The sequence below is a fragment of the Caldimonas thermodepolymerans genome (genome assembly GCF_015476235.1).
Classification (GTDB): domain Bacteria; phylum Pseudomonadota; class Gammaproteobacteria; order Burkholderiales; family Burkholderiaceae_C; genus Caldimonas; species Caldimonas thermodepolymerans.
In genome coordinates, this window is the sequence record NZ_CP064338.1 from 2,995,128 (window position 1) to 3,019,340 (window position 24,213).

Annotated in this window: 22 protein-coding genes and 1 other RNA gene; 2 read left to right on the forward strand and 21 right to left on the reverse strand. The window is 71.1% G+C overall.

The window, feature by feature from the left end:
- Positions 1 to 68: 68 nt before the first annotated feature.
- From ftsA to IS481_RS18300, 16 genes are all read right to left on the reverse strand, one after another.
- Entirely contained in the window at positions 69 to 1,298 is a 1,230-nt protein-coding gene (gene ftsA, locus IS481_RS14105; protein ID WP_104358823.1) for a cell division protein FtsA, read from the reverse strand.
- 7 nt (positions 1,299 to 1,305) lie between these two features.
- A complete protein-coding gene (locus tag IS481_RS14110) occupies positions 1,306 to 2,073 on the reverse strand; it encodes a cell division protein FtsQ/DivIB (protein ID WP_104358822.1) in 768 nt (255 codons plus the stop codon).
- 25 nt (positions 2,074 to 2,098) lie between these two features.
- Positions 2,099 to 3,055, reverse strand: coding sequence for a D-alanine--D-alanine ligase (locus tag IS481_RS14115; RefSeq protein WP_104358821.1), 957 nt, complete (start codon positions 3,053 to 3,055; stop codon positions 2,099 to 2,101).
- Positions 3,052 to 4,458, reverse strand: coding sequence for a UDP-N-acetylmuramate--L-alanine ligase (murC, locus tag IS481_RS14120; protein ID WP_104358820.1), 1,407 nt, complete (start codon positions 4,456 to 4,458; stop codon positions 3,052 to 3,054). The genes IS481_RS14115 and murC overlap by 4 nt, the downstream gene beginning before the upstream one ends.
- Complete coding sequence (murG, locus tag IS481_RS14125) at positions 4,455 to 5,561, reverse strand: undecaprenyldiphospho-muramoylpentapeptide beta-N-acetylglucosaminyltransferase (protein ID WP_104358819.1); 1,107 nt, start codon at positions 5,559 to 5,561, stop codon at positions 4,455 to 4,457. The genes murC and murG overlap by 4 nt, the downstream gene beginning before the upstream one ends.
- The gene (gene ftsW / locus IS481_RS14130; protein ID WP_419186858.1) at positions 5,558 to 6,790 is read right to left on the reverse strand and encodes a putative lipid II flippase FtsW; all 1,233 of its coding nucleotides are present in this window, start codon (positions 6,788 to 6,790) and stop codon (positions 5,558 to 5,560) included. Before ftsW ends, murG begins: the two co-directional genes overlap by 4 nt.
- A gap of 38 nt (positions 6,791 to 6,828) precedes the next feature.
- Positions 6,829 to 8,778 carry a UDP-N-acetylmuramoyl-L-alanine--D-glutamate ligase gene (murD, locus tag IS481_RS14135; protein ID WP_104358818.1) on the reverse strand — a complete coding sequence of 650 codons (1,950 nt, stop codon included), beginning with the start codon at positions 8,776 to 8,778 and terminating at the stop codon, positions 6,829 to 6,831.
- Positions 8,779 to 8,785: 7 nt separating this feature from the next.
- Positions 8,786 to 9,967 (reverse strand): phospho-N-acetylmuramoyl-pentapeptide-transferase, encoded by a 1,182-nt coding sequence (mraY, locus tag IS481_RS14140; protein WP_104358817.1) that lies wholly within the window; start codon positions 9,965 to 9,967, stop codon positions 8,786 to 8,788.
- Position 9,968: 1 nt separating this feature from the next.
- Positions 9,969 to 11,381 (reverse strand): UDP-N-acetylmuramoyl-tripeptide--D-alanyl-D-alanine ligase, encoded by a 1,413-nt coding sequence (locus IS481_RS14145; protein WP_104358816.1) that lies wholly within the window; start codon positions 11,379 to 11,381, stop codon positions 9,969 to 9,971.
- The gene (locus IS481_RS14150; protein ID WP_104358815.1) at positions 11,378 to 12,886 is read right to left on the reverse strand and encodes a UDP-N-acetylmuramoyl-L-alanyl-D-glutamate--2,6-diaminopimelate ligase; all 1,509 of its coding nucleotides are present in this window, start codon (positions 12,884 to 12,886) and stop codon (positions 11,378 to 11,380) included. The genes IS481_RS14145 and IS481_RS14150 overlap by 4 nt, the downstream gene beginning before the upstream one ends.
- The gene (locus tag IS481_RS14155; RefSeq protein WP_104358814.1) at positions 12,886 to 14,682 is read right to left on the reverse strand and encodes a peptidoglycan D,D-transpeptidase FtsI family protein; all 1,797 of its coding nucleotides are present in this window, start codon (positions 14,680 to 14,682) and stop codon (positions 12,886 to 12,888) included. Before IS481_RS14155 ends, IS481_RS14150 begins: the two co-directional genes overlap by 1 nt.
- Positions 14,679 to 14,996 carry a cell division protein FtsL gene (gene ftsL, locus IS481_RS14160; protein WP_104358813.1) on the reverse strand — a complete coding sequence of 106 codons (318 nt, stop codon included), beginning with the start codon at positions 14,994 to 14,996 and terminating at the stop codon, positions 14,679 to 14,681. Before ftsL ends, IS481_RS14155 begins: the two co-directional genes overlap by 4 nt.
- Positions 14,993 to 15,943 (reverse strand): 16S rRNA (cytosine(1402)-N(4))-methyltransferase RsmH, encoded by a 951-nt coding sequence (gene rsmH / locus IS481_RS14165; protein ID WP_104358812.1) that lies wholly within the window; start codon positions 15,941 to 15,943, stop codon positions 14,993 to 14,995. The genes ftsL and rsmH overlap by 4 nt, the downstream gene beginning before the upstream one ends.
- Before the next feature lie 8 nt (positions 15,944 to 15,951).
- Entirely contained in the window at positions 15,952 to 16,380 is a 429-nt protein-coding gene (mraZ, locus tag IS481_RS14170) for a division/cell wall cluster transcriptional repressor MraZ (RefSeq protein ID WP_104358811.1), read from the reverse strand.
- Positions 16,381 to 16,657: 277 nt separating this feature from the next.
- Positions 16,658 to 17,491: an SIR2 family NAD-dependent protein deacylase gene (locus IS481_RS18295; RefSeq protein WP_170067491.1), complete on the reverse strand. Its 834-nt coding sequence runs from the start codon at positions 17,489 to 17,491 to the stop codon at positions 16,658 to 16,660.
- On the reverse strand, positions 17,437 to 17,976 hold the full coding sequence (locus IS481_RS18300) for a hypothetical protein (RefSeq protein WP_165908639.1): 540 nt from the start codon (positions 17,974 to 17,976) through the stop codon (positions 17,437 to 17,439). Before IS481_RS18300 ends, IS481_RS18295 begins: the two co-directional genes overlap by 55 nt.
- Before the next feature lie 96 nt (positions 17,977 to 18,072).
- Here IS481_RS18300 and IS481_RS14180 point away from each other — a divergent pair, with 96 nt between their 5' ends.
- Together IS481_RS14180 and IS481_RS14185 are read left to right on the forward strand one after the other, a co-directional pair.
- Entirely contained in the window at positions 18,073 to 19,368 is a 1,296-nt protein-coding gene (locus IS481_RS14180; protein WP_104358809.1) for an SDR family oxidoreductase, read from the forward strand.
- Entirely contained in the window at positions 19,368 to 19,832 is a 465-nt protein-coding gene (locus IS481_RS14185; protein WP_104358808.1) for a DUF2269 family protein, read from the forward strand. The genes IS481_RS14180 and IS481_RS14185 overlap by 1 nt, the downstream gene beginning before the upstream one ends.
- Here the strand turns inward: IS481_RS14185 and IS481_RS14190 are convergent.
- The 5 genes from IS481_RS14190 to pyrC all read right to left on the reverse strand — a co-directional run bounded on the left by IS481_RS14190 (position 19,805) and on the right by pyrC (position 24,109).
- Entirely contained in the window at positions 19,805 to 21,133 is a 1,329-nt protein-coding gene (locus tag IS481_RS14190) for a multidrug effflux MFS transporter (protein WP_114699335.1), read from the reverse strand. The genes IS481_RS14185 and IS481_RS14190 overlap by 28 nt on opposite strands.
- Positions 21,133 to 21,464, reverse strand: an RNA gene (rnpB, locus tag IS481_RS14195) — RNase P RNA component class A. Before rnpB ends, IS481_RS14190 begins: the two co-directional genes overlap by 1 nt.
- A gap of 9 nt (positions 21,465 to 21,473) precedes the next feature.
- Complete coding sequence (locus IS481_RS14200) at positions 21,474 to 22,244, reverse strand: DUF3025 domain-containing protein (protein ID WP_419186856.1); 771 nt, start codon at positions 22,242 to 22,244, stop codon at positions 21,474 to 21,476.
- A 12-nt stretch (positions 22,245 to 22,256) separates the two neighbouring features.
- Complete coding sequence (locus tag IS481_RS14205) at positions 22,257 to 23,075, reverse strand: NYN domain-containing protein (RefSeq protein WP_114699334.1); 819 nt, start codon at positions 23,073 to 23,075, stop codon at positions 22,257 to 22,259.
- The gene (gene pyrC / locus IS481_RS14210; RefSeq protein ID WP_104359110.1) at positions 23,072 to 24,109 is read right to left on the reverse strand and encodes a dihydroorotase; all 1,038 of its coding nucleotides are present in this window, start codon (positions 24,107 to 24,109) and stop codon (positions 23,072 to 23,074) included. The genes IS481_RS14205 and pyrC overlap by 4 nt, the downstream gene beginning before the upstream one ends.
- Between the last annotated feature and the right edge of the window lie 104 nt (positions 24,110 to 24,213).

Below are 24,213 nucleotides of genomic sequence, written 5' to 3' on the forward strand. Positions count from 1 at the left end.
CAGAAAAAAACCAAACACACAAAAACCAGAAAACAAACCCAGCCTGAGGGAAGCGGTTCCCGACGGCATCAGAAATTCCCGATCAACCAGTCCTTGATACGGCCAAAGAGCGTCGTCACCGAGCCGGCCTGCTGGGCCGCCCGATGCCCGCGTACGCGCGCCAGGCGCGCCTCCTCCAGCAGTCCCATCACGGTGGCCGAACGCGGGTTGGCCACCATGTCGTACAGGGCCCCCGAGTAGGTCGGGATGCCCTTGCGTACGGGTTTCAGAAAGATGTCTTCGCCCAGCTCGACCATGCCGGGCATCACCGCGGAGCCGCCGGCCAGCACGATGCCGGAGGACAGCAGCTCCTCGTAGCCGCTCTCGCGGATGACCTGGTGCACCAGCGAGAAGATCTCCTCGACACGCGGCTCGATCACGCCGGCCAGCGCCTGGCGGCTGAGCATGCGCGGCGCACGGTCGCCCAGGCCCGGCACCTCGACCTGCTCGCCGGGGTCGGCCAGCAACTGCTTGGCCACGCCGTAGTCGACCTTGATCTCCTCGGCGTCCTTGGTCGGCGTGCGCAGCGCCATCGCGATGTCGCTGGTGATCAGGTCGCCGGCGATCGGGATCACCGCGGTGTGGCGGATCGCCCCGTCGGTGAAGATCGACACGTCGGTGGTGCCGGCGCCGATGTCGACCAGCGCCACGCCCAGGTCCTTCTCGTCCTCGGTCAGCACCGCGGCGGCCGAGGCGCTCGGGTTGAGCACCAGCTGCTCGACCTCCAGCCCGCAGCGGCGCACGCACTTGACGATGTTCTCGGCCGCGCTCTGCGCGCCGGTGACGATGTGCACCTTGACCTCCAGGCGCCCGCCGCTCATGCCGATCGGCTCCTTGACCTCGTGGCCGTCGATCACGAATTCCTGCGGCTCGACCAGCAGCAGCTTCTGGTCGTTGGGGATGTTGATCGCCTTGGCGGTCTCGACGACGCGCGAGACGTCGATCGGCGTGACCTCCTTGTCGCGCACGATCACCATGCCGGTGGAGTTCTGCCCGCGGATGTGGCTGCCGGTGATGCCGGTGTAGACGCGCGTGATCTTGCAGTCGGCCATCATCTCGGCCTCCTTCAGCGCCTGCTGGATCGACTGCACGGTGGCATCGATGTTGACCACGACGCCGCGCTTGAGGCCGTGCGACGGCGCAACGCCGAGCCCGGCCACGCGCAGCTCGCCCGTGGGCAGCACCTCGGCCACCACCGCCATCACCTTGGCAGTGCCGATGTCGAGGCCGACGACGAGATCCTTGTATTCCTTGGCCATGTTGCTCTCAGTTGATTCTTCGTGACTCCGGAACGGTGGTCGTGACGCCCTTGATGCGCACGGCGTAGCCGTTGTGGTGCCGCAGGTCGGCGTACTGCAGCGGGCCCGGGTAGCGGGCCGAGACCTGGTACCAGGTCGCGACGAAGCGCTCCACCCGGGCCAGCACCTCGTCGGGCTCGCCGCGCCCGATCTCGATCCGTCCCCCGTCGTCCAGCTCGGCGCGCCACGAGCCACGCGCCGACAGCACGAGGGTGTCGATGCGCGTGTCCAGCCGCGCGATCACCGGCGTCAGGCGCCGGTACAGCGCCAGCACCTGCGCCGCCGAGCCCTCCGGGCCGCGCAGCGTGGGCAGGTCCTCGTCCTCGACGTCGCCCAGGTTGGCGTCGAACACTTCGCCGAACGTGTTGACCAGCCGGTCTTCGCCCCAGTAGGCCGCAGGACGGTGCTCCTCGAGGTGCACCGCCAGCCGGTCCGGCCAGACGCGCTGCACCCGTGCGCGCCGCACCCACGGCACCGACTCGAAGGCACGCTGCGCGCGCTCCAGGTCGATCGTGAAGAAGTTGCCTGCCAGCTTGGGCACCGCGTTGGCGCGGATGGTGCTGGCACTGTTGCGCGTCACGTCGCCCTCGATGCGCACGGCGCGGATCGCGAACACCGGCCAGCGCGTCACCCAGGTCACCGCCATCCAGACGAACGCCAGCACCGCGGCCGCGCTCAGCACGGCGGCGGTGGCGTTCATCAGCCGGATGTCCAGCGGGGTGGCGGTGGCCTGCATGATCGGGGTCGTCCTCCTGCGCGCTTCAGAGCTTCAGCGAGGCCTGGGCCACCAGCCACAGGCACAGCTGTTCGTAGCTGATCCCCGCCGCGCGCGCCGACATCGGCACCAGCGAATGGCCGGTCATGCCCGGCGAGGTGTTCATCTCGAGCAGGAAGGGCTTGCGGTCCTTCTTGCGGATCATCACGTCGGCACGTCCCCAGCCGCTGCAGCCGAGCGTGCGGTAGGCCTGCACGACGATGCGCTGGATCTCTCGCTCCTCGGCTTCGGGCAGGCCGCTCGGGCAGTGGTACTGCGTGACGTCGGTGAAGTACTTGTTCTGGTAGTCGTAGTTGCCTTCCGGCGCGACGATGCGGATCAGCGGCAGCGCCTCGGCCGCCGCCCCCTCGCCCAGCACCGGGCAGGTGGTCTCGTCGCCCTCGATGAACTCCTCGCACAGCACCAGCGGGTCGCAGCGCGCGGCCAGCTCGAAGGCCGCGTCGCACTGCTCGACGCTGGTGACCTTGGTCAGCCCGATGGTCGAGCCTTCTCGCGAGGGCTTGACGATCATCGGCGCGCCGAGCGCGGCCAGCGCCGCGCGCGTCTCGTCGGCGCTGGACACCAGCCGCCAGTCGGGCGTGGGCAGGCCCTCGAAGCGCCAGATGCGCTTGGTCATGATCTTGTCCATCGCGATGGCCGAGGCCATCACGCCCGAGCCGGTGTACGGCACGTGCAGCAGCTCGAGGGCGCCCTGCACCGTGCCGTCCTCGCCGAAACGGCCGTGCAGCGCGATGAAGCAGCGGTCGAAGCCGTCGCGGCGCAGCTCGTCCAGGCTGCGCTCGGCCGGGTCGAAGGCATGTGCGTCCACGCCCTGCGAGGTCAGCGCGTCCAGCACGCCCTGGCCGGACATCAGCGACACCTCGCGCTCGGCCGAATGCCCGCCCATCAGCACGGCCACCTTGCCGAGCGCCTTCGGGTCGATGGAGGCGAGATCCAGTTTCATGCGCGTCCTTTCAGCAGGTCCACCACCTGGGCCGGCACGCCGCCGATGGAGCCCGCACCCATCGTGACCACCACGTCGCCGCTGCGTGCGTGGTCGACGATGGCGCGCGGCATCGCGGCGATGTCGTCGACGAACACCGGATCGACCTTGCCGGCCACGCGCAGCGCACGCGCCAGCGACCGGGCGTCGGCGGCGACGATGGGCTGCTCGCCGGCGGCATACACCTCGGCCAGCAGCACCGCGTCGGCGGTGCCGATCACCTTGACGAAATCCTCGAAGCAGTCACGCGTGCGCGTGTAGCGGTGCGGCTGGAACGCCAGCACCAGGCGGCGGTCCGGGAAGGCGCCACGCACCGCGGCCAGCGTCGCGGCCATCTCCACCGGATGGTGGCCGTAGTCGTCGATCAGCGTGAAGTGGCCGCCGTCGGCGGACGGCAGGTCGCCGTAGCGCTGGAAGCGCCGCCCCACGCCCTTGAACTCGGCCAGCGCCTTGAGCACCGGTGCATCGGGCAGCTCCAGCTCGGCCGCCACCGCGATCACCGCCAGCGCGTTGAGCACGTTGTGCGCGCCCGGCAGGTTCAGCGTGACCTGCAGGTCCGGCAGGTGCACGCCGTTGCGGCGCTGGCAGGTGAAGTGCATGCGGCCCTCGCGCGCCACCAAGTCCACCGCGCGCACCTGCACGTCCTCGCCGAAGCCGTAGGTGACCACGGGACGCGAGACCATCGGGATGATCGAGCGCACGCCCGCGTCCTCGGCGCACAGGATGGCCGCGCCATAGAACGGCATGCGGTGCAGGAACTCGACGAACGCGCCCTTGAGCCGCGCGAAGTCGTGCCCGTAGGTCTCCATGTGGTCGGCATCGATGTTGGTGACGACCGACAGGATGGGCATCAGGTTGAGGAAGGACGCATCGGACTCGTCCGCCTCGACGACGATGTACTGGCCGGTGCCCAGGCGCGAGTTCGCGCCGGCGCTGTTCAGGCGCCCGCCGATCACGAAGGTCGGGTCCAGGCCCGCCTCGGCCAGCGCGCTGGCGACCAGGCTGGTGGTGGTGGTCTTGCCGTGCGTGCCGGCGATCGCGATGCCCTGGCGCAGGCGCATCAGCTCGGCCAGCATCACTGCGCGCGGCACCACCGGCACGCGCTTCGCACGCGCGGCGATCACCTCGGGGTTGTCGCCACGCACCGCGGTGGACGTGACGATCACGTCAGCGCCCTCGATGTGCGCCGCGTCGTGGCCCACCGTCACCTTGATGCCCAGCGACGCGAGGCGGCGCAGCGTCGCGCTGTCGTTCTGGTCGGAGCCGGAGACGGTGTAGCCCAGGTTGAACAGCACTTCGGCGATGCCGCTCATGCCGGCGCCACCGATGCCGACGAAGTGGATGTGCTTGACGGCATGCTTCACGGCGTGCCTCCCTTCTTGTTCACCAGCTTCTCGATCTCGTCGGCCACCCGGGCGGCGGCACGCGGACGAGCCAGCGTGCGGGCCTTCTCGGCCATCGCCAGCAGCGCGGCACGGTCGTGGCCCTGCAGGACCTCGGCCAGCTTCTCGGGCGTCAGTTCGGTCTGCGGCAGGTGCACCGCGGCGCCGTGCTGGGCCATGTACAGCGCGTTGTCGCGCTGGTGCGAGGTGGTGCTGACGATCAGCGGCACCAGCACGCTGGCGACCCCGGCCGCGCACAGCTCGCTGACCGTCACCGCGCCGGCGCGGCAGACCACCAGGTCGGCCTCGGCCAGGCGGCGCGCCATGTCGTCGATGAACGGCAGCACCTCGACCTCGCCGGCTTCGGGGTCGATGCCTTCGGCCACGTACAGTGCCTTGACCGCGTCGCGGTTGAGCTGCCCGGTCTGGTGCGTGACCTGCGGGCGGGCGTCCCTCGGGATCCGCGCCAGCGCCTTGGGCAGGGTCTCGTTGAGCACCTTCGCGCCCAGGCTGCCGCCCACCACCAGCACCTTGAGCGGGCCGTTGCGTCCGGCATAGCGTTCGGCCGGCGGAGGCAGCGCCTCGATCTCCTCGCGCACCGGATTGCCGGTCACCACCGCCCGCTTGTGCACGGTCGCCGCCGCCCCGTCGAAGCCGAACGCGACCACGTCGGCCACCGGCAGCAGCGCGCGGTTGCTCATCAGCAGCGCCGCATCGGCATTGACCAGCACCAGCGGCTTGCCGCGCGCGGCGGCCATCACGCCGCCCGGGAAGCAGACGTAGCCGCCCATGCCGAGCACCGCGTCGGCCTTGCGCCGGCCCAGGATGCGCCAGCAGGCGGCGAACGCGCCCAGCAGGCGGAACCCGCCGGTCAGCGTGTGCATCAGGCCCTTGCCGCGCAGCCCGGTGAAGCCGATGGTGTCCAGCGGCACGCCGGCCGCGGGCACCAGGCGGTTTTCCATGCCCTGCGTGGTGCCCAGCCAGCTCACCGTCCAGCCGCGGCGCTGCATCTCGTGCGCGACCGCCAGGCCCGGGATGATGTGGCCGCCGGTGCCGGCCGCCATGACGACGAGATGGCGGCTCATGCACGACCTCCGCGCATGAGTTGACGGTTTTCGATGTCGACCCGCAGCACCACCGCCAGCGCGATGCAGTTGAGCAGGACGGCCGAGCCGCCGTAGCTCATCAGCGGCAGCGTCAGCCCCTTGGTCGGCAGCACGCCGAGGTTCACGCCCATGTTGATCAGGGCCTGGCCACCGATCCAGATGCCGATGCCCTGCGCGACCAGGCCCGAGAACACGCGGTCCAGCGCGATCGCCTGGCGGCCGATGTGGAACACGCGCCGCGCCAGCCAGAAGAAGGCGAAGATCACCGCGGCCACGCCGACGAAGCCCAGCTCCTCGCCGATCACCGCGAGCAGGAAGTCGGTGTGCGCCTCGGGCAGGTAGTGCAGCTTCTCGACGCTGGAGCCCAGGCCCTGGCCGAAGAACTCGCCACGGCCGAAGGCGATCAGCGAGTGCGACAGCTGGTAGGCCTTGCCCAGCGTGTACTTCTCGTCCCAGGGGTTGAGGTAAGCGAAGATGCGCTCGCGCCGCCAGTCGCTGAACGCGATCATGGTCACGAAGGCACCCACCAGCACCGCGGTGATCAGGAAGAACATGCGGCCGTTGACGCCGCCGAGGAACAGGATGCCCATCGCGATCATCGCGATCACGATGAAGGCGCCCATGTCGGGTTCGGCCAGCAGCAGCACGCCGACCAGGCCGACCGCCACCGCCATCGGCAGCACGGCGCGGAAGAAGTGCTCCTTGACCTCCATCTTGCGCACCATGTAGTTGGCCGCGTACAGCGCGATGGCGAGCTTGGCCAGCTCGGACGGCTGGAAGTTCAGCACCCCGAGCGGGATCCAGCGCCGCGCGCCGTTGATCGGCTTGCTGACGAAGGGCAGCAGCACCACGACGAGCAGCAGCAGCGAGGCGACGAAAAGCCAGGGCGCGTACTTCTCCCACACCCGCATCGGCACCTGCACCGCGATCAGCGCGGCAACGAAGCCCATCGCGATCGACAACGCGTGGCGCACCAGGAAGTAGTTCTGCGAGTAGCGGGCAAAGCGCGGGTTGTCCGGCAGCGCGATCGAGGCCGAGTACACCATCACCAGGCCCAGGGCCAGCAGCGCCACCACGACCCACGTCAGCGGCTGGTCGAAGCCCTGCACGCGCGCGGGCTGCCCGGTCGAGACCCAGTCGCGCACCGGCACGTCCTTGCGCGCGCGGCCGAAGCGCCCCCCCTTGAACGCGGCCAGGCGCTCACGCAGGGCAACCCGGGCGGACAGGCGGGCGGTGCGGGCTTCGCTCACGACGCGATCTCCCCTTGTTCGGCGGCCATCGCCTGCACTTCGGCGACGAACACCTCGCCCCGGTGGCCGTAGTTGCGGAACATGTCCAGGCTCGCGCAGGCCGGGCTCATCAGCACCGCGTCCCCGGCATGGGCGCGCGCGGCACAGGCGCGCACCGCGGCCTGCAGGGTCTCGAAGCGTTCCATCGGCACGCCGGTGGACGCCAGCGCCTGCTCGATCAGGCCGGCGTCGCGGCCGATCAGCGCGACATAGCGCGCATGGCGAGACACCGGCTCGACCAGCGGCGAGAAGTCCTGCCCCTTGCCGTCGCCGCCCAGGATCACCGCGATGCGCGCCGGCGCGCGGTCCAGCGCCAGGCCGTTGAGCGCGGCCACGGTGGCGCCCACGTTGGTGCCCTTGCTGTCGTCGAAGTAGTCGACGCCGGCCACGGTGTGCACGTACTCGACGCGGTGCCGCTCGCCGGTGTACTCGCGCAGGCCGTGCAGCATGGGCGCCAGCGGGCAGCCGACCGAGGTGGCCAGCGCCAGCGCCGCCAGTGCGTTGGCCGCGTTGTGGCGGCCGCGCACGCGCAGCGCGTCGGCCGGCATCAGGCGCTGGATGTGCAGCTCCTCTTCCTCGTCGTCGCGGCGGCGCGTGCGACCGAGCTTCAGCGTCTCGTCGGCCTCCATCGCGCGCACCAGCCAGGCCATGCCGTTCTCGACCACCAGGCCGTAGTCGCCGGGACGGCGCGGCGCGTCCAGCCCGAAGCGCACCACGCGGCGCTCGACCAGGCGCGCAGGACGGCCACGGCCGCCCTTGACCACCTGCGGCGCGGGCACCATGGCCTCCACCAGCGGGTCGTCGCGGTTGATGACCAGCACGGTGTCCGGCCCGAACACGCGCGCCTTGTCGGCGGCATAGGCCTGCATCGAGCCGTGCCAGTCGAGGTGGTCCTGCGTGACGTTGAGCACCGTCGCCGCGCTCGGGTTGAAGCCCTGCACGCCGTGCAGCTGGAAGCTCGACAACTCGAGCACCCAGACCTGCGGCAGGTGCTCGAACACCGGCTCGGGCGGAGGCGGCGGCGCGAGCCTGAGCGCGGCGCTGTCGTCATCCAGCAGCAGGGCCGCCGCACGGGCGGCCTCTCCCGGCACGGCCCCGTCCGCCGCGGTCGCGTCGCTTGCGGATTCATCCTGTCCGGCAGCCCCCTCGCCCGCGGCATCGTCGGCAACCGCGGGGCCCTCCGTGTCCCCTTCCGGTGCCAACGCCTCCACGGCAGGCGCTTCGCCGGCCGGAAGCCCGGCAGCAGCGTGTTCCGTCGCCGCCAGGTCGTCGTCGCCCACCGCGGCGGTCGCGTCGACGGCCGCGACCGGCCCTTGGCCTGCTTCCGGCGCCGCCCCGGGCACGGCCGCATCAGGCGCTGCGGCGCCGGCCGCAGCCGGCGCCGCGGGCGGCGGCTCCAGGTCCAGCGCGTCGGACAGCGTCTGCAGCATGGTCGGGCCGACGTTGCCGGCCATCGCGACCCGCTTGCCGGTGCGCTCGATCAGCAGCGCCGCCATCGAGGTGGTGGTGGTCTTGCCGTTGGTGCCGGTGATCGCGATCACCTTGGGCGCGTAGCCGCGCTCGGCCTTCAGGTCCGCGAGCGCCTGCGCGAACAGGTCCAGCTCGCCCTGCACCGGCACGCCCAGCTCGGCCGCGCGCGCGAACAGCGCCGCCAGGCGCTCGTCGTGAGGTGCCAGCCCCGGGCTCTTGAGCACGCGCTGCACGCCGTCCAGCGAGTCGGGGCCGAGCGGCCCGCTGAACAGCCGCGCCTGCGGCACGTGCTGCCGCAACGCCTCGGCCTGCGGCGGCTGCTCGCGGGAATCCCACACGCGCACCTCGGCGCCGCAACGCGCGCACCAGCGCGCCATCGCGAGGCCGGAGTCGCCCAGCCCGAGCACGAGGACGGTGATGCCTTGCAAGTCCTTCATCCGTTCCTTACCGCAGCTTCAACGATGCGAGGCCCACCAGGCACAGCAGCATCGTGATGATCCAGAAGCGCACCACGACCTGCGTTTCCTTCCACCCCGACTTCTCGAAGTGGTGGTGCAGCGGGGCCATCTTCAGAATGCGCCGGCCTTCGCCGTAGCGCTTCTTCGTGTACTTGAAATACGTCACCTGCAGCATCACCGACAGCGCCTCGACGACGAAGATGCCGCCCATGACCGCCAGCAGGATCTCCTGGCGCACGATCACCGCGATCGTGCCGAGCGCACCGCCCAGCGCCAGCGCGCCGACGTCGCCCATGAACACCTGGGCCGGGTGGGTGTTGAACCACAGGAAGGCCAGCCCCGCGCCGGCCATCGCGGCGCAGAAGATCAGCAGCTCGCCCACGCCCGGGATGTACGGGAAGATCAGGTAGCGCGAATAGACGGCGTTGCCGACCACGTAGGCAAACACGCCCAGCGCCGAGCCCACCATCACCACCGGCATGATCGCCAGGCCGTCCAGCCCGTCGGTGAGGTTCACCGCGTTGCTTGCGCCGACGATGACGAAGTAGGTCAGGATGATGAAGCCGTAGACGCCCAGCGGATAACTGATGCTCTTGAAGAACGGCACGAACAGGTCCGCGTTGGGCGGCAGCGGCGCCGAGAAGCCCGACTGCACCCAGCGCACGAACAGCTCCCACACGCGCAGGTTGGACGACTCGGACACCGCGAACGCGAGGTAGAACGCCGCCACCAGGCCGATCACGGTCTGCCAGAAGTACTTCTCGCGCGAGCGCATGCCCTCGGGGTTCTTGTGCACGACCTTGCGCCAGTCGTCGACCCAGCCGATCGCGCCCATGCCGAGCGTGACCAGCAGCACGATCCAGACGAAGCGGTTGGTCCAGTCGAACCACAGCAGCGTGGAGATCGTGATCGACAGCAGGATCAGCACGCCGCCCATGGTCGGCGTGCCGCTCTTGACCAGGTGGGTCTGCACGCCGTACTCGCGCACCGGCTGGCCGATCTTCAGCTCGGTCAGGCGCCGGATCACCCACGGGCCCAGCACCAGGCCGATCACCAGCGCGGTCATCGCCGCCATGATCGCGCGAAAGGTCAGGTACTGGAACACACGCAGGAAGCCGAACTGCTCCGGCGACAGGCTCTGCAACCACTGGGCGAGGCCGATCAACATCTCATGCTCCCGCGCCGGTGGCACCCGGCGCGTCCTTCTTCTCATCGGCAGCCGCGGCCAGCAGGGCCTCGACCACCCGTTCCATCTTCATGAAGCGCGACCCCTTGACGAGCACGCAGGCCGCCTCGGGCCGCGCATCCAGCGCGGCGACCAGCGCCTCCACCTGCCCGAAGTGGCGCGCAGCGCCAAAGGCCTGGGCAGCGTGCCGCGTGGCCTGGCCCGCGGTCCACAGCGCGTCGATGCCGCGCTCGCGCGCGTAGGCGCCGACCTCGGCATGGAACTCGGGGCCGCGGTCGCCGACCTCGCCCATGTCGCCCAGCACCAGCCAGCGCGGTCCCGGCATCGCGGCCAGCACGTCGATCGCGGCGCGCACCGAATCGGGGTTGGCGTTGTAGGTGTCGTCCACCAGCGTGACCGCCCGCCCGTCCTGCACGTAGCGCCGGAGCTGCGAGCGGCCCTTGACCGGCTCGAAGTCCGCCAGGCCGCGCGCGACCGCTTCCAGCGGTGCCCCCGCGGCCAGCGCGCAGGCGGTGGCCGCCAGCGCGTTGCGGATGTTGTGCGCACCGGCGATGCGCAGCTGCGTGGTCGCCTCGCCCGCAGGCGTGTGCAGGGCCAGCGCCCAGCGGCCGTCGGTCCAGGTCGCCGTGCCGCGCACGTCGGCCTCGCCTTCGGGCGCGAAGGTCAGCACGCGCCGCGTGCCGGCCAGCCCGCGCCACAGCCCGGTGTAGGCATCGTCGGCCGGGAACACCGCGACGCCGTCCGCGCCGAGCGACGCGATCACCGCGCCGTTCTCGCGCGCGACCGCCTCGACCGACTGCATGAACTCCTGGTGCTCGCGCTGCGCGTTGTTGACCAGCGCCACGGTCGGCGCGACCAGGCGCGCGAGGTAGGCGATCTCGCCGGGGTGGTTCATGCCCAGCTCGACCACGCCGGCACGGTGCCACAGGCGCTCGTCCTGGCGCAGCCGCAGCAGCGTCAGCGGCACGCCGATGTCGTTGTTGAGGTTACCCTGCGTCGAGAACGCGGCCTCGCCCACCCAGGCGCGCAGGATGGACGCGATCATCTGCGTGACCGTGGTCTTGCCGTTGCTGCCGGTCACCGCGACCAGCGGCAGCTGCATGCGCCGGCGCCAGCCGGCCGCCAGCTCGCCCAGCGCCAGCCGGGTGTCGTCGACCCGCAGCCCGGGCAGGCCCGCCTCGGCGAGGCCATGCTGCGCGATGGCGGCCACCGCGCCGGCCGCGCGGGCCTGCGCCAGGAAGTCGTGCGCGTCGAAGCGCTCGCCCTTGAGCGCGACGAACAGGTCGCCAGGCTGCAGCGTGCGGGTGTCGCTGTGCACGCGCAGGATCTGCACGCCGCCGTCGCCGACCAGCGTCGAGCCGGGCAGCAGCGCGTGGGCCTGGGCCAGGGTCATCATGCGGTGGCCCTCCTCTGCAAGGCGGCTTCGGCCTCGGCCACGTCGGAGAACGGGTGGCGGACGCCGGCGATCTCCTGGTAGTCCTCGTGGCCCTTGCCGGCGATGAGCACCACGTCTCGTGCGTCGGCCTGCGCCAGTGCGGTGGCGATCGCCTCGCGGCGGTCGGCGATGACCGAGACGTGCTCGTTGCGTTCCAGCCCGGCGACGACCTGCCCGATGATCGCCTCGGGCGGCTCGTGGCGCGGGTTGTCGCTGGTGACGACCACGCGGTCGGCGCCGCGCTGCGCGATGCCGCCCATCAGCGGGCGCTTGCCTGCGTCGCGGTTGCCGCCGCAGCCGAACACGCACCACAGCCTTCCGCCGCGCTCGCGCACCAGCGGGCGCAGCGCCGCCAGCGCCTTGTCCAGCGCGTCGGGCGTATGGGCATAGTCGACCACCGCGAGCGGCCCGCCGTCGGCGCCGACGCGCTGCATGCGCCCGGGCACCGGGGTCAGCGCCCGGCACGCCGCCACGGCTTCGGCCAGCGGCACGCCCAGCGCGCACAGGCCGCCGATCACGGCGAGCAGGTTCGAGACGTTGTAGTCGCCGATCAGGCCGGTGCGCACCGCCAGCCGCTGCGCGCCGGCGTGCAGCGTGAACGCGAGGCCGCCGTCGACGTAGCGCACCTCGTGCGCAGCCAGCGCGGCATCGTGCCCGACCGCATAGCCGGTGACCTGCACCCCGCCGCCAGCCCGCAGCCGTGCGGCGAGCTGTGCGCCCTTCGGATCGTCGAGGTTGAGCACCGCGTGGCGCAGGCCCGGCCAGGCGAACAGCCGCGCCTTGGCCTCCCAGTAGGCGTCCATGTCGCCGTGGTAGTCGAGGTGGTCCTGCGTGAAGTTGGTGAACAGCGCCACCGCGATGCGCAGGCCGGCGAGCCGGTGCTCGACCACGCCGATCGACGAGGCCTCGATCGCACAGGCGGCAAGGCCCTGCTGCACGAAGTCGCGCAGCGTCGCGTGCAGCGTCACCGGGTCGGGGGTGGTGAGGCCGGTGGACAGGACCTGCCCCGGCGCGCCGGCCACGGGCGGCTGCCCGACGCCCAGCGTGCCGATCACGCCGCAGCGCCGCCCCAGCGCGCCGAGCGCCTGCGCGGTCCACCACGCGGTGGAGGTCTTGCCGTTGGTGCCGGTCGTCGCGACCACCTGCAGCGCCTGCGAGGGCTCGCCGTACCAGCCGTCGGCGATCGTCCCGGTGGCAGGCTTCAGCCCGGCCAGCGCGGCGATCCGGTCGCCGGGCAGCGCCTCCAGCGCGAACGCCCCGGCGCCCTCGGCCTCGACCAGGCAGGCGGCCGCACCCGCGTCCAGCGCCTGGGCGACGAAGCGGCGCCCGTCGGTGGCATGGCCAGGCCAGGCGATGAAGGCGTCACCCGGCCGCACCTTGCGGCTGTCGGTGCGCAGCTCGCCGGTGACGCGCGCACGCAGCCAGGCCAGGGCGTCGGCGGGGGTGTGGAGGCGATGCAAGGCCATCAGAAGCTCTCCTCCACGGCCTCGGCCTGGCGCGCGACAATTTGCGGCTGCACGTCCATGTCGGGCGGCACGCCCATCATGCGCAGCGTCTGCTGCACCACCTCGCTGAACACCGGCGCGGCCACGTCGCCCCCGTAGAACTTGCCGTTGCTCGGCTCGTCGACCATCACGGCGACGACGATGCGCGGCTGCTCGATCGGCGCGATGCCGACGAACCAGGAGCGGTACTTGCGGTCCGCATAGCCCTTGCCTTCCTGCTTGCGCGCCGTGCCGGTCTTGCCGCCGACCGAATAGCCGAGGGTCTGGGCCTTGGGCGCGGTGCCGCCGGGGCCGGCGGCCATCTGCAGCATCTTGCGCACCGCGCGGGCGGTCTGGGGAGAAAAAACGCGAATGCCGCTGACCGGCTCCGGGTTTTTCACCAGCGACGCGGGGATCAGTTCGCCGTCGCGCGCGAACACGGTGTAGGCCTGGGCCAGCTGGAACAGCGAGGCCGACAGGCCGTAGCCGTAGCTCATCGTCGCCTGCTCGATCGGGCGCCACGTCTTGTACGGGCGCAGCCGGCCGGTGACCACGCCGGGGAAGCGCAGCTGCGGGCGCTGGCCGATGCCGATCTCGGTGAACATCTCCCACATCTCGCGTGCGGGCATCTGCATGGCCATCTTGACCACGCCGATGTTGCTGGACTTCTGGATGACCTGCTCCACGGTCAGCGCGTCGTAGCGGTGCGAGTCGCGGATGGTCGCGCCGGTCACCACCATCCAGCCGGGCGAGGTGTCGATCACGGTGTGCGGGCGCACCCGGCCGGTCTCCAGCGCGAGCGCGGCGATGAAGGGCTTCATCGTCGAGCCGGGCTCGAAGGTGTCGGTCAGCGCGCGGTTGCGCAGCTGCGCGCCGGTCAGGTTGCGCCGGTCGCCCGGGGTGTAGCTCGGGTAGTTGGCCAGCGCCAGCACCTCGCCGGTCTGCACGTCCAGCACCACCACCGAGCCGGCCTTGGCCTTGTGCTCGGCGACCGCGTCGCGGATGCGCTGGTAGGCGAAGAACTGCACCTTGGAGTCGATCGACAGCTCGATGTCCTGCCCGTCGACCGGGCTCACGCTCTCGCCGATGTCCTCGACGATGCGGCCCAGCCGGTCCTTGATGACGCGGCGCGTGCCGTTGCGACCGGCCAGTTCTTCCTGGAAGGCCAGCTCGATGCCTTCCTGGCCACGGTCCTCGACGTTGGTGAAGCCCACCACGTGCGCGACCGCCTCGCCCTCGGGGTACTTGCGCTTGTATTCCTTGACCTGGTGCACGCCCTTGAGGCCCAGTGCCTTGACCTTCTCGCCGACCTCCTCGTCGACCTGGCGCTTGAGCCAGACGAAGTTCGGGTTGTCCTTCAGGCGCTTGTCCAGGTCGGCCACGCTCATGCCCAGCAGCTTCGCGAGCTGGCGCCGCTGCGCGGGCGTGGCCTCCAGGTCCTTGGGGATGGCCCAGATCGACGGCGCCGGCACGCTGGAGGCAAGGATCAGCCCGTTGCGGTCGATGATGCGGCCGCGGTTGGCGGGCAGCTCCAGCGTGCGCGCGTAGCGGCTCTCGCCCTGGCGCTGGTAGAAGTCGGTGCCGATGACCTGGATGTACAGCGCGCGCCCGACCATCACGCAGAAGCCCAGGCCGATGCAGGCGACCAGGAACTTCGAGCGCCACGGCGGCGTCTTCGACGCCAGCAGCGGGCTGCTCGCGTACATGACGGTGCGCACCGCGTGCGCCTGGCGCGCGCGGTCGCCGCGACTGCTCCTGCGTGCCGGCCAGAACTTCATGGCTGGCCTCCCGGGGCAGCCGCGCTGGCCGCCTGCGGCGCGTCGGTGGCGCCCGCGTGCGTCACGTAGTGGGTCACCGCCGGCGTGGCGGTGCGCATCTGCAGCTTCTCGCGCGCCACCTTCTCGACGCGCAGCGGCGTGGCCTGGGCGCGCTTTTCCAGCTGCAGCTGCTCGAACTCGGTCTCCAGCGCGCGTTCCTCGGACTGCGCCCGCTCGACCTCGACGAACAGGCGCCGCGCCTCGTAGGAGACGCGCACGAGGTACAGGCCGCTGAACACCAGCGCGACGAACAGCACGACGTTGAGCCGGGTCATGCACGCCTCCGGTCGTTCCACGCGGTGCGTTCGGCCACGCGCAGCACGGCCGAGCGTGCACGCGGGTTGGCCGCGACCTCCGCCTCGCCCGGCTTGATGCGGGCCACCGCCTTGAGCAGCGGCTCGGGCACCGGGGCGAACGGCGCGCGGCGGTCCACCTGGTGGCGGCTGTGGCGCACGATGAAGGTCTTGACGATGCGGTCCTCCAGCGAGTGGAAGCTGATCACCACCAGCCGGCCGCCGGGGGCAAGCAGCTCCAGCGTCTGGTTCAGGGCCTGTTGGAGCTCCTCAAGCTCGGCGTTGACGAAAATCCGAAGAGCCTGAAATGTGCGCGTTGCAGGGTCCTGGCCCGGCTCGCGGGTTTTGACCGCACGAGCCACGACTTCGGAAAGCTCGCCTGTGGTTCGAACAGGACGCCCGCTTTCCCGGCGAGCCACAATCGCCTTTGCAATCGATACAGCAAACCGTTCTTCGCCATAGCTGCGTATCACCTCCGCCAACTGCTTTTCATCGGCACGCGCGAGAAAGTCCGCGGCGCTCTCGCCGCGCGTGGGGTCCATGCGCATGTCCAGCGGGCCGTCGAAACGGAAGCTGAACCCGCGCGCCGGGTTGTCGATCTGCGGCGAGGAGACGCCCAGGTCCAGCAACACGCCCTGGACCTGCGCGATGCCGCGCTGCCGGCACACCTCGCCCATCTCGGCGAAGCTGGCGTGCTGGATTGAAAAACGCGGGTCCTGGACCCGCGTGCTCTCTGCGACGGCTTCGGGATCCTTGTCGAACGCCAGCACGCGCCCCCGCCCGGAGAGCCGCGACAGCAACAGCCGCGTGTGACCGCCGCGCCCGAAGGTGCCGTCGATGTAGACACCGTCCGGGTCGGTCACGAGGGCATCGACGGCCTCGTGCAGCAAGACCGTCCGGTGCTGCCATGTGTCATGCTCCCCTTGCATGGCGCGCGTCAGAAGGTGAAGTCCTTGAGTACGTCGGGCATGCCTTGTTGCATGACCTCGGCCTCGTGCGCGGCATAGCGCGCCGCATCCCACAGCTCGAAGTGGCTGCCCATGCCGAGCAGCATCACGTCCTTGGTCAGTCCGGCCGCCGCGCGCAGTTCAGGGGAGATCAGCACGCGCGAGGAGCCGTCCATCTCGACGTCCTGGGCGTTGCCGAGAAAGATGCGCTTCCAGCCGGAAGCCGACATCGGCAGCGCCGCGATCTTGTCGCGGAAGCTTTCCCACGCCGGGCGGGGAAAGACCATCAGGCAGCCTTCGGGATGCTTGGTGATCGTGAGCTGGCCTTGCGCCGTGGCCATCAGCACGTCGCGATGCCGCGCCGGGACGGAGAGCCGCCCCTTCGCGTCCAGCGCGAGCGCCGAAGCGCCTTGGAACACAAAATTCGCCACAATCACCCACTAAAGTGCACTTTCTCCCACTTTAGCGCGCGCCTTGTGGCCGGTCAAGGCAAAGCGTGAAAAATCTCCAATGAAATCAAGTACTTACAAAAGATTTCGCAGAGATTGGGAAGCAAAAAACGTTGCAAAAATAAGGACTTGCAAGGCGGTGTGAAAGTGTTGGTCGAGGTGTGCGACCACTCCGCCGCGAGGACGCAGGCGCGTCTGTAACGCCCCCGCAGGCACAGCCCGGCCGGCATGGCCGGCGCCGCCTGCGCTACCCGACCACCTGTTCCAGGAAGGCCGCCAGCGCCTGCCCCGGGTCGCCCGCATCGACCGACAGCATCTCGATGCCCCACTGCCCGAGCACGGCCTGCTGCACCGGGTTGGGTTCGGGCGTGAAGATGTACGAGCGCGGCTGCGGCGTGCCCGGCATGGCCTGCTTCCACAGGCAGGCGAGGCGGAAGAACAGGTAGCGCAGGTTGACGTCGCTGAGGCTGTAGCCGATGAACAGCACCGAGCGCCCCAGCACGTCGGCACGCAGCTTGATGTCCAGCGGCGACTCGAACTCCAGCCGCCGGAAGTAGCTGGTCTCGTCGAGCACGATGGAGTCCTCGCGCTCGAAGTCGCCGTGGAACTTGACGATCTGGGTCGCGTCGGGGCGGATGTGCGCGAGGTCGCCCACGTCGACGATCTTCACGTAGGGTCGCCCGTGGTGCTCGAAGGCACGCTCCAGCCAGCGGTCGTAGTTGGTCGTGTAGATCAGGCGGAAGCCACCGCGCACGATCAGCTCGTGCACGCGCGAGTCCTGCACGCGGATGCCGGCGTCGTGCCAGCGCCGGTCCATCCAGCGATGCAGCTGCGCGACGTCGCCGTGATGCAGGCGGAAGTACTCGGCCAGCGCGAGGTAGCTGCCGTAGCCACGGAACTCGTCCGGCTCGAAGCCCAGTTCCTGCGCCATGTGGTCGATCAGCTCGCTCCAGTCGGGCAGGCCGAGCGACAGCGACACACCGGCGCCGACGAACAGCAGCACCTTGCCGCGCCGGCAGTCCGCCCTCAGGTCGTCGAGCGAGGCGGCCGGTGCGGTGGGAGGGCGTTGCCGCGTGCGCACGCCGGCTTCCGGCAAGCCCCGTGCCGGCGATCGACCCACCAGCCGCCCAGCACGATGCCGACGGCGAACGCGGCATAGACCGCCACCAGGCTGTGCGTCGACAGGCGGTGCTCGAAGCCGGGCGTCAGGCGCGGCGGCGCAAGGCGCAGGTCCACCGCCGCCGCGACCGAGGCCACCGCGGCGGCATGGCCGCACAGGCGCCGCACCGCGCGCGGGCGTGGCGCCGGGCAGGCCCGCTCGTACAGCAGCCCCCAGAACAGCGACGCGAGGTGGTGCACTGCGAGCCCGGTGCCGGTGTGGCGCAGGCTCGGGCCGTCCTCGCGCAGGGCGGCGTCGCCCCACACCCAGTGGCCCGGCGCGTTGAGCGCGCCCCAGATGCGGCCGTTGTCGGCCCGGCCGCGCCAGGCGAGCACGCAGGTCGAGGCCAGGCTCGCCCAGCCGCCGGTGGTCCACGCTGCGCGCAGTGCCTCGCTCCAGGTCCGCATGCCGGCTGCCTCCTCGTCCAACGCGACGGAACATCGCTTGCTGAGTGATGGCAAAGGCCGTTCCGGCAGTACGACCGTCACCAAGGGAGGCAACACGTGATCGTTCTGTTGACCGGCGCCAACGGCTTCCTGGGCCGGCGCCTCGTCACCGCGCTGCTGGCTGCGGGCCACCATGTCATCTGCGCGATGCGCCATCCGCCGGCCACGCCGGCCTACGGGCAACCGCTGCGCTACTTCGCCGCCGACTTCACGCGCGACCTCGAGGTCGGGGACTGGCTGCCGCGGCTGGCCGGGGTCGATGCGGTGATCAACGCGGCGGGCATCCTGCGCGAGCACGGCACGCAGCGCTTCGACACCATCCATGTGCGCGGCCCCTGCGCGCTGTTCGCCGCGTGCGCGGCGGCCAGCGTCGCGCGCGTGGTGCAGGTCTCGGCGCTGGGCGCGGACGAGGCGGCCACCTCCGCCTACCACCGCAGCAAGAAGGCCGCCGACGACTACCTGCTCGGCCTGCCGCTCGCCTCGGCGGCGGTCGTGCAGCCGTCGCTGATCTACGGCCCGGGCGGTACCAGCGCGCGCCTGTTCACCCGCCTGGCCAGCCTGCCGCTGATCCCGCTGCCGGGCGACGGCCGGCAGCTCGTGCAGCCGCTGCATGTCGACGACGCGGTGCAGGCCATCGTCGCGCTGCTGGACGACGATGCCCCGGGCGGCCGCGTCCCGCTGGTCGGGCCCGAGGCCGTCACGCTGCGCGACTGGCTGGCCCGGCTGCGCACGGCGATGGGACTCGGCCCGGCGCGCTTCGTCTCCGTCCCGGCCCCGCTGGTCGCGCTCGGCGCGCGCGCAGCGGGCGCCCTGCCGGGCAGCCTGCTCGACCACGACACCTGGCAGATGCTGCAACGGGGCAACACCGGCGACGCGCGGCTGACCCGGGCCCTGCTCGGCCGGCCACCCCGCCCGCCCGCCGCGTTCATCGCGCGCGACGAGGCCCGGGCGGTGGCGACCTCGGCACGCCTGGGCTGGCTGCTGCCGCTGCTGCGCGTCGCGATGGCGCTGGTGTGGATCGTCACCGGCCTGGTGTCGCTGGGCATCCACCCGGTGGCCGACAGCCTCGCGCTGCTGGCGCGCGCCGGCCTGCCCGAGGCGTGGCGGCCTGCAGCGCTGTACGGCGCGGCGACGCTGGACCTGGCGATCGGCCTCGGGCTGCTGGTGCTGCGGCGCCGGCGCTGGCTGTGGCTCATGCAGATCGCGCTGATGCTCTTCTACACCGCGGTCATCACGCTCAAGCTGCCGGAGTTCTGGGCCCATCCGTACGGCCCGGTGCTGAAGAACCTGCCGCTGCTGGCCCTCGCCTGGCTGATGGCCGAACTCGACACGCCGGCCCGGGAGGCCGCCTGATGGAATACCTCGTCGTCAAGTGGCTGCACGTGCTGTCGTCGACCTTCCTGTTCGGCACCGGCGTGGGCTCGGCCTACTACATGCTGTTCACCAGCCTGGGCCGCGAGCCGCGTGCGGTGGCGCAGGTCGTCGCGCACGTCGTACGGGCCGACTGGATGTTCACCGCCACCACGATGGTGTTCCAGCCGTTGAGCGGCTTCTACCTGATCCACCTAGCCGGCTACCCGTGGAGCAGCGCGTGGATCGTCTGGTCGATCGTGCTCTACGGGGTGGCCGGCGCCTGCTGGTTGCCGGTGGTCGGGCTGCAGATCCGCATGCGGCGCCTTGCACGCCAGGCGGCGGACGCCGGCCAGGCGCTGCCGCCGCAGTACTTCCGCGACCTGAAGCTGTGGGCGGCGCTGGGGGTGCCGGCCTTCTTCGCGCTGGTGGCGGTCTTCTACCTGATGGTGGCCAAGCCGGCCTGAGGCGCCTCGGCGCGCACGCCCACGGCCGCGGGCCAGCGGTGACGCACGTAGGTCCAGGCGACCAGGCCCAGCACCATCAGCACCGCCGAGGTCACGGCCAGGCCCAGCGTGGAATGCATCGCCAGCGGCGCCACCACGCCGGCCACCAGGCCGTTGGAGGCCGAGGCGATCACGGTCTGCAGGGACGAGGCCATGCCGCGGCGCTGCGGGAACAGGTCCAGCACCAGCAGGGTCACCACCGGCGTCATCAGGGCCCAGCCGAACGCGTAGACCGCGCCCGGGAACAGCGCCCACGACACGTGGGCCTCGAACAGCGCATTGGCCAGCACGTTGACCGCCGAGCTGGCCAGCATGATGGTGAAGCCCCAGCGGATCTGCCGGCGCGGCGTGATGCGGCCGGCCAGCCGTCCGCTGCACCACGAGCCGCACATCATGCCGCCGATGAACAGCATGAAGAACCAGAAGAACTGCGTCGGTGCCAGCTGCAGGTGCTCGCCGAGGAAGGTCGGCGCCGACAGCACGTACAGGAACACGCCGTTGAACGGCACGCCGCTGGCCAGCGCCAGCAGCAGGAAGCGCGGGTCGGAGCCGAGCTGCCAGTAGCCGGCCAGCAGGTTGCGCGCGTTGAACGGCTGGCGTTGCGAGGCCGGCAGCGTTTCCGGCAGCACGCGGTAGTTGGTCACCAGCAGCAGCGCGCCGAACGCGGCCAGGAACCAGAAGATCGCGTGCCAGCCGGCATGCACGTACAGCCAGCCGCCAATGATGGGCGCGAGCGCCGGCGCGACGCCGAAGTAGATGGTGATCTGCGCCATCACGCGCTGCGCCTGCTCGGGCGGGAACATGTCGCGCACCACGGTACGCGAGATCACGATCCCGGCCCCGGCGGACAGGCCCTGCAGCGCCCGGAAGAACACCAGCTGGCCGATCGACTGCGACAGCGCGCACCCGACCGTGGCCAGCGTGTAGACCAGGATGCCGACCAGCACCACCGGGCGGCGCCCGAAGCTGTCGGACAGCGCGCCGTGGAACAGGTTCATGAACGCGAACGCGAACAGGTAGGCCGACAGCGTCTGCTGCATCTGCACCGGCGTCGCCCCCAGCGCCTTCGCGATGCCTGCGAACGCCGGCAGGTAGGTGTCGATGGAGAACGCGCCCAGCATGCCGAGGGCGGCCAGCAACAAGGCCAGCGCCCAGCGGGGGGCCTTCCAGATCTTGGATGCGTCAGGATTCATGCGGACAGCAGCGCCTCGTGTTCTTCTTGTCGCCAGCCAAGGCGCCAGGACGGTGAACGGGAAAGACAAAGTGAAGCAAGCCGATAGGCCGGATTCTGTGCAGCGGGTTGCCCCGCCGTGACCGCCATTCCTCTGGGCCGCCCCTCGCGGATGCGGCTCGGTGCTACCTACCCGTGGACTCAGCGGGCCGCCTCGACGTCCACCTACTTGGTATTGCTGCGCGTAGAGATTGCCCGTTTCACCCGTGCCGGGGCTCGATGCCCCGGCACGACTCGTCTCTGTTGCTCTGATCCTCGCCTCGCGGCGGACAGGTGTTACCTGCTACGCTGCCCTGTGCAGTCCGGACCTTCCTCCAGTACGGCCTTTCGGCACCTGTACCAGCGGCGGTCTGGCTTGCTTCACATGCTAATTATCTCAGCGTCGCGGTTTTCGTGCCGGGCAGGGGGCGAAACACCTCGGCGTCGGCGTAGAAGTCCGGCGCCTCGTTGGCCGGCCACCAGCCGGGCACGCCCAGCACCGGCAGCGGCAGGAAGGGCTTGGGCACCAGGGAGGCCGGCGCCAGGCCCAGGTCGTCCGGCGCGCCGGGGGGCACCAGGTACACGTGCGCGGTGATGCTCTTGTAGGGGCACACCAGCTTCTCGAGCAGCGCGTGGCCGAAGAGTTCCAGACGGGCCCGGGCCCACAGCGGGCGCAGCGTGACGAACAGCTCGTGCCACTGCCGCCCGCGCAGCGCCTGCACCAGCGGCGGCGGGGCCTGCAGCAGCGCGGCGTTCTCGTCGAACAGCGTCAGCGCGTCGCGCAGCGGGCCGCGCACCGCACCGATGCCGGCGCGGGCGATCTCGGCGGCCTGCAGCTCGTTGAGGCGGCGCTTGAGCGCCGGGCGCGCCAGCCACATCAGGCCGTTGAACAGGTCGTGCAGGTTGTCGCGCGTGGGCACGCAGGCGGTGCGGTGGATGTAGGCCTCGTAGGCCTCGCCGGGCGGCAGCGCCGCCTGCGGCACGAAGCGCAGCGCCCCGGCCGCCAGGTCGACCGGCTGCGCGGCCAGCGCGCGGTTGAGCGCCTCGGCCACGCTCGGCGCCCCGGCGTGCACGGCCACCCGCGCGGCCACGGCCTGCCACGGCCGCCACCAGGGCGGCGGGTCGGCCGCGATGGAGCGCAGGGTCTGCAGCGCCGCCAGCACGCCGGGACAGCGTCAGACGGCACCGGGCGCCCGGTACTGCACCTTGTTGGGCTGTCTTTCGGGCGTGAGCCGGAAGCACTCGGGGTACTTCTTGAACAGCCGCGTCGAGGGGGCGTTGCGCGCCAGCAGCTTGGCCGCGCGCAGGCGCTCGGCCGCCAGGCGCAGCTCCAGCTGGGCCCCGTCGCGCAGCTCCGGCACCGCCTCGAGGATCTGCTGCACGCCTTCGAGCAGCGCCGGCGCGGCCGGGGCCGCGGGCTCGGGCGCACGCGGTGCCGCGGCGGCCCTGCGCGCCGGGCGCTTGCGGGCCGCCGGAGCGGGAGCAGGTGCCGGGGCCGGCGCGGCCGGGGCGGCGGCCTTGCGTGCCGGCGCGGGCGCCGGGGTGACCGCGGCACGGGCGGCCGGCTTGCGGTGCGCGAGGTCGGTGAAGTCGTCGTAGATCGCGGTGGCGTCCTCGCCGGTCTTGCCGACCTGGCCGATGCCCTCGACCCGGCAGCCCTTCTCGCGCAAGCGCAGCACCAACGGCGCGAAGTCGGAATCGGACGAGACGATCACCACCACGTCGGGCCGCTCGGCGTTGACCAGGTCGATCGCGTCGATCGCCAGCGCGATGTCGGTGCAGTTCTTGCCCATCGACAGGTTGACCATGGGCCGCATCGACAGGCTCTTGAACAGCTTCAGGTGCTTGAGCGCCGTCTCGGGCGTGCAATAGGCGCGGCGCACGTGGATCGCGCCGTGGCGCTGCATCACCAGGTCGACGGCCTGCTGGACGACGTCCACCGAGACGTTGTCGGCATCGACCAGCAGCATCACGCGACGGCGCGGACCATTCATGCGAGCCTCCATGTCAGTGTTTCGCCACCGCGCAGGGGCTTGAGCTGCGCGTCGCCGAACGGCACGCTCTCGGGCGGCGTCCAGGCCTCGCGGCGCAGCGTGATGGTGCCCGTGTTGCGCGGCAGGCCGTAGAAGTCGGCCCCGTGGAAGCTGGCGAAGCCTTCCAGGCGGTCGAGGGCGCCGGCCGCCTCGAAGGCCTCGGCGTAGAGCTCGATCGCCGCATGCGCGGTGTAGCAGCCGGCGCAGCCGCTGGCGTGCTCCTTCAGGTGCGCCGGGTGCGGCGCGCTGTCGGTGCCGAGGAAGAACTTCGGGCTGCCCGAGGTGGCCGCGGCGACCAGCGCCTGGCGGTGTTCCTCGCGCTTGAGCACCGGCAGGCAGTAGTAGTGCGGGCGGATGCCGCCGGTGAAGATGGCGTTGCGGTTGTACAGCAGGTGGTGCGCGGTGATGGTCGCGCCCAGCCGCTCGTCGGCCTCGGCGACGTACTGCGCCGCCTCCTTCGTCGTGATGTGCTCGAAGACGATCTTCAGCTCGGGGAAGTCGCGCCGCAGCGGGATCAGCCGGGTATCGATGAAGGCCTTCTCGCGGTCGAACACGTCGACCTGCGGGTCGGTGACCTCGCCGTGCACCAGCAGCAACAGGCCGTGCGCCTGCATCGCCTCCAGCGTCGCGTGGATCTTGCGGAGGTCGGTGACGCCGGCGTCGCTGTTGGTGGTGGCGCCGGCCGGGTAGAGCTTGGCCGCGACCACCCCTGCCTCCTTCGCGCGCGCGATCTCGTCGGGCGGCAGGTTGTCGGTCAGGTACAGCGTCATCAGCGGCTCGAAGTCCAGGCCGGCCGGCACGGCGGCACGGATGCGGTCGCGGTAGGCCAGGGCCAGCGCGGTGGTGGTCACCGGCGGGCGCAGGTTGGGCATGATGATCGCGCGGCCGAACTGCCGGGCGCTGTCGGGCACGACGGACTGCATCGCGGCGCCGTCGCGCACGTGCAGGTGCCAGTCGTCCGGGCGGGTCAGGGTGAGCGTCTGGGGGGTCGTCATGAAGCGCGATTCTCCCACCACCGCAACGGGGGCATCGGCGGCCGCGCTTTGCGTGCGGCGCAAACGGCCCCAAGCTGGCAGGACTGCTTCGCCCGGGAGGACAC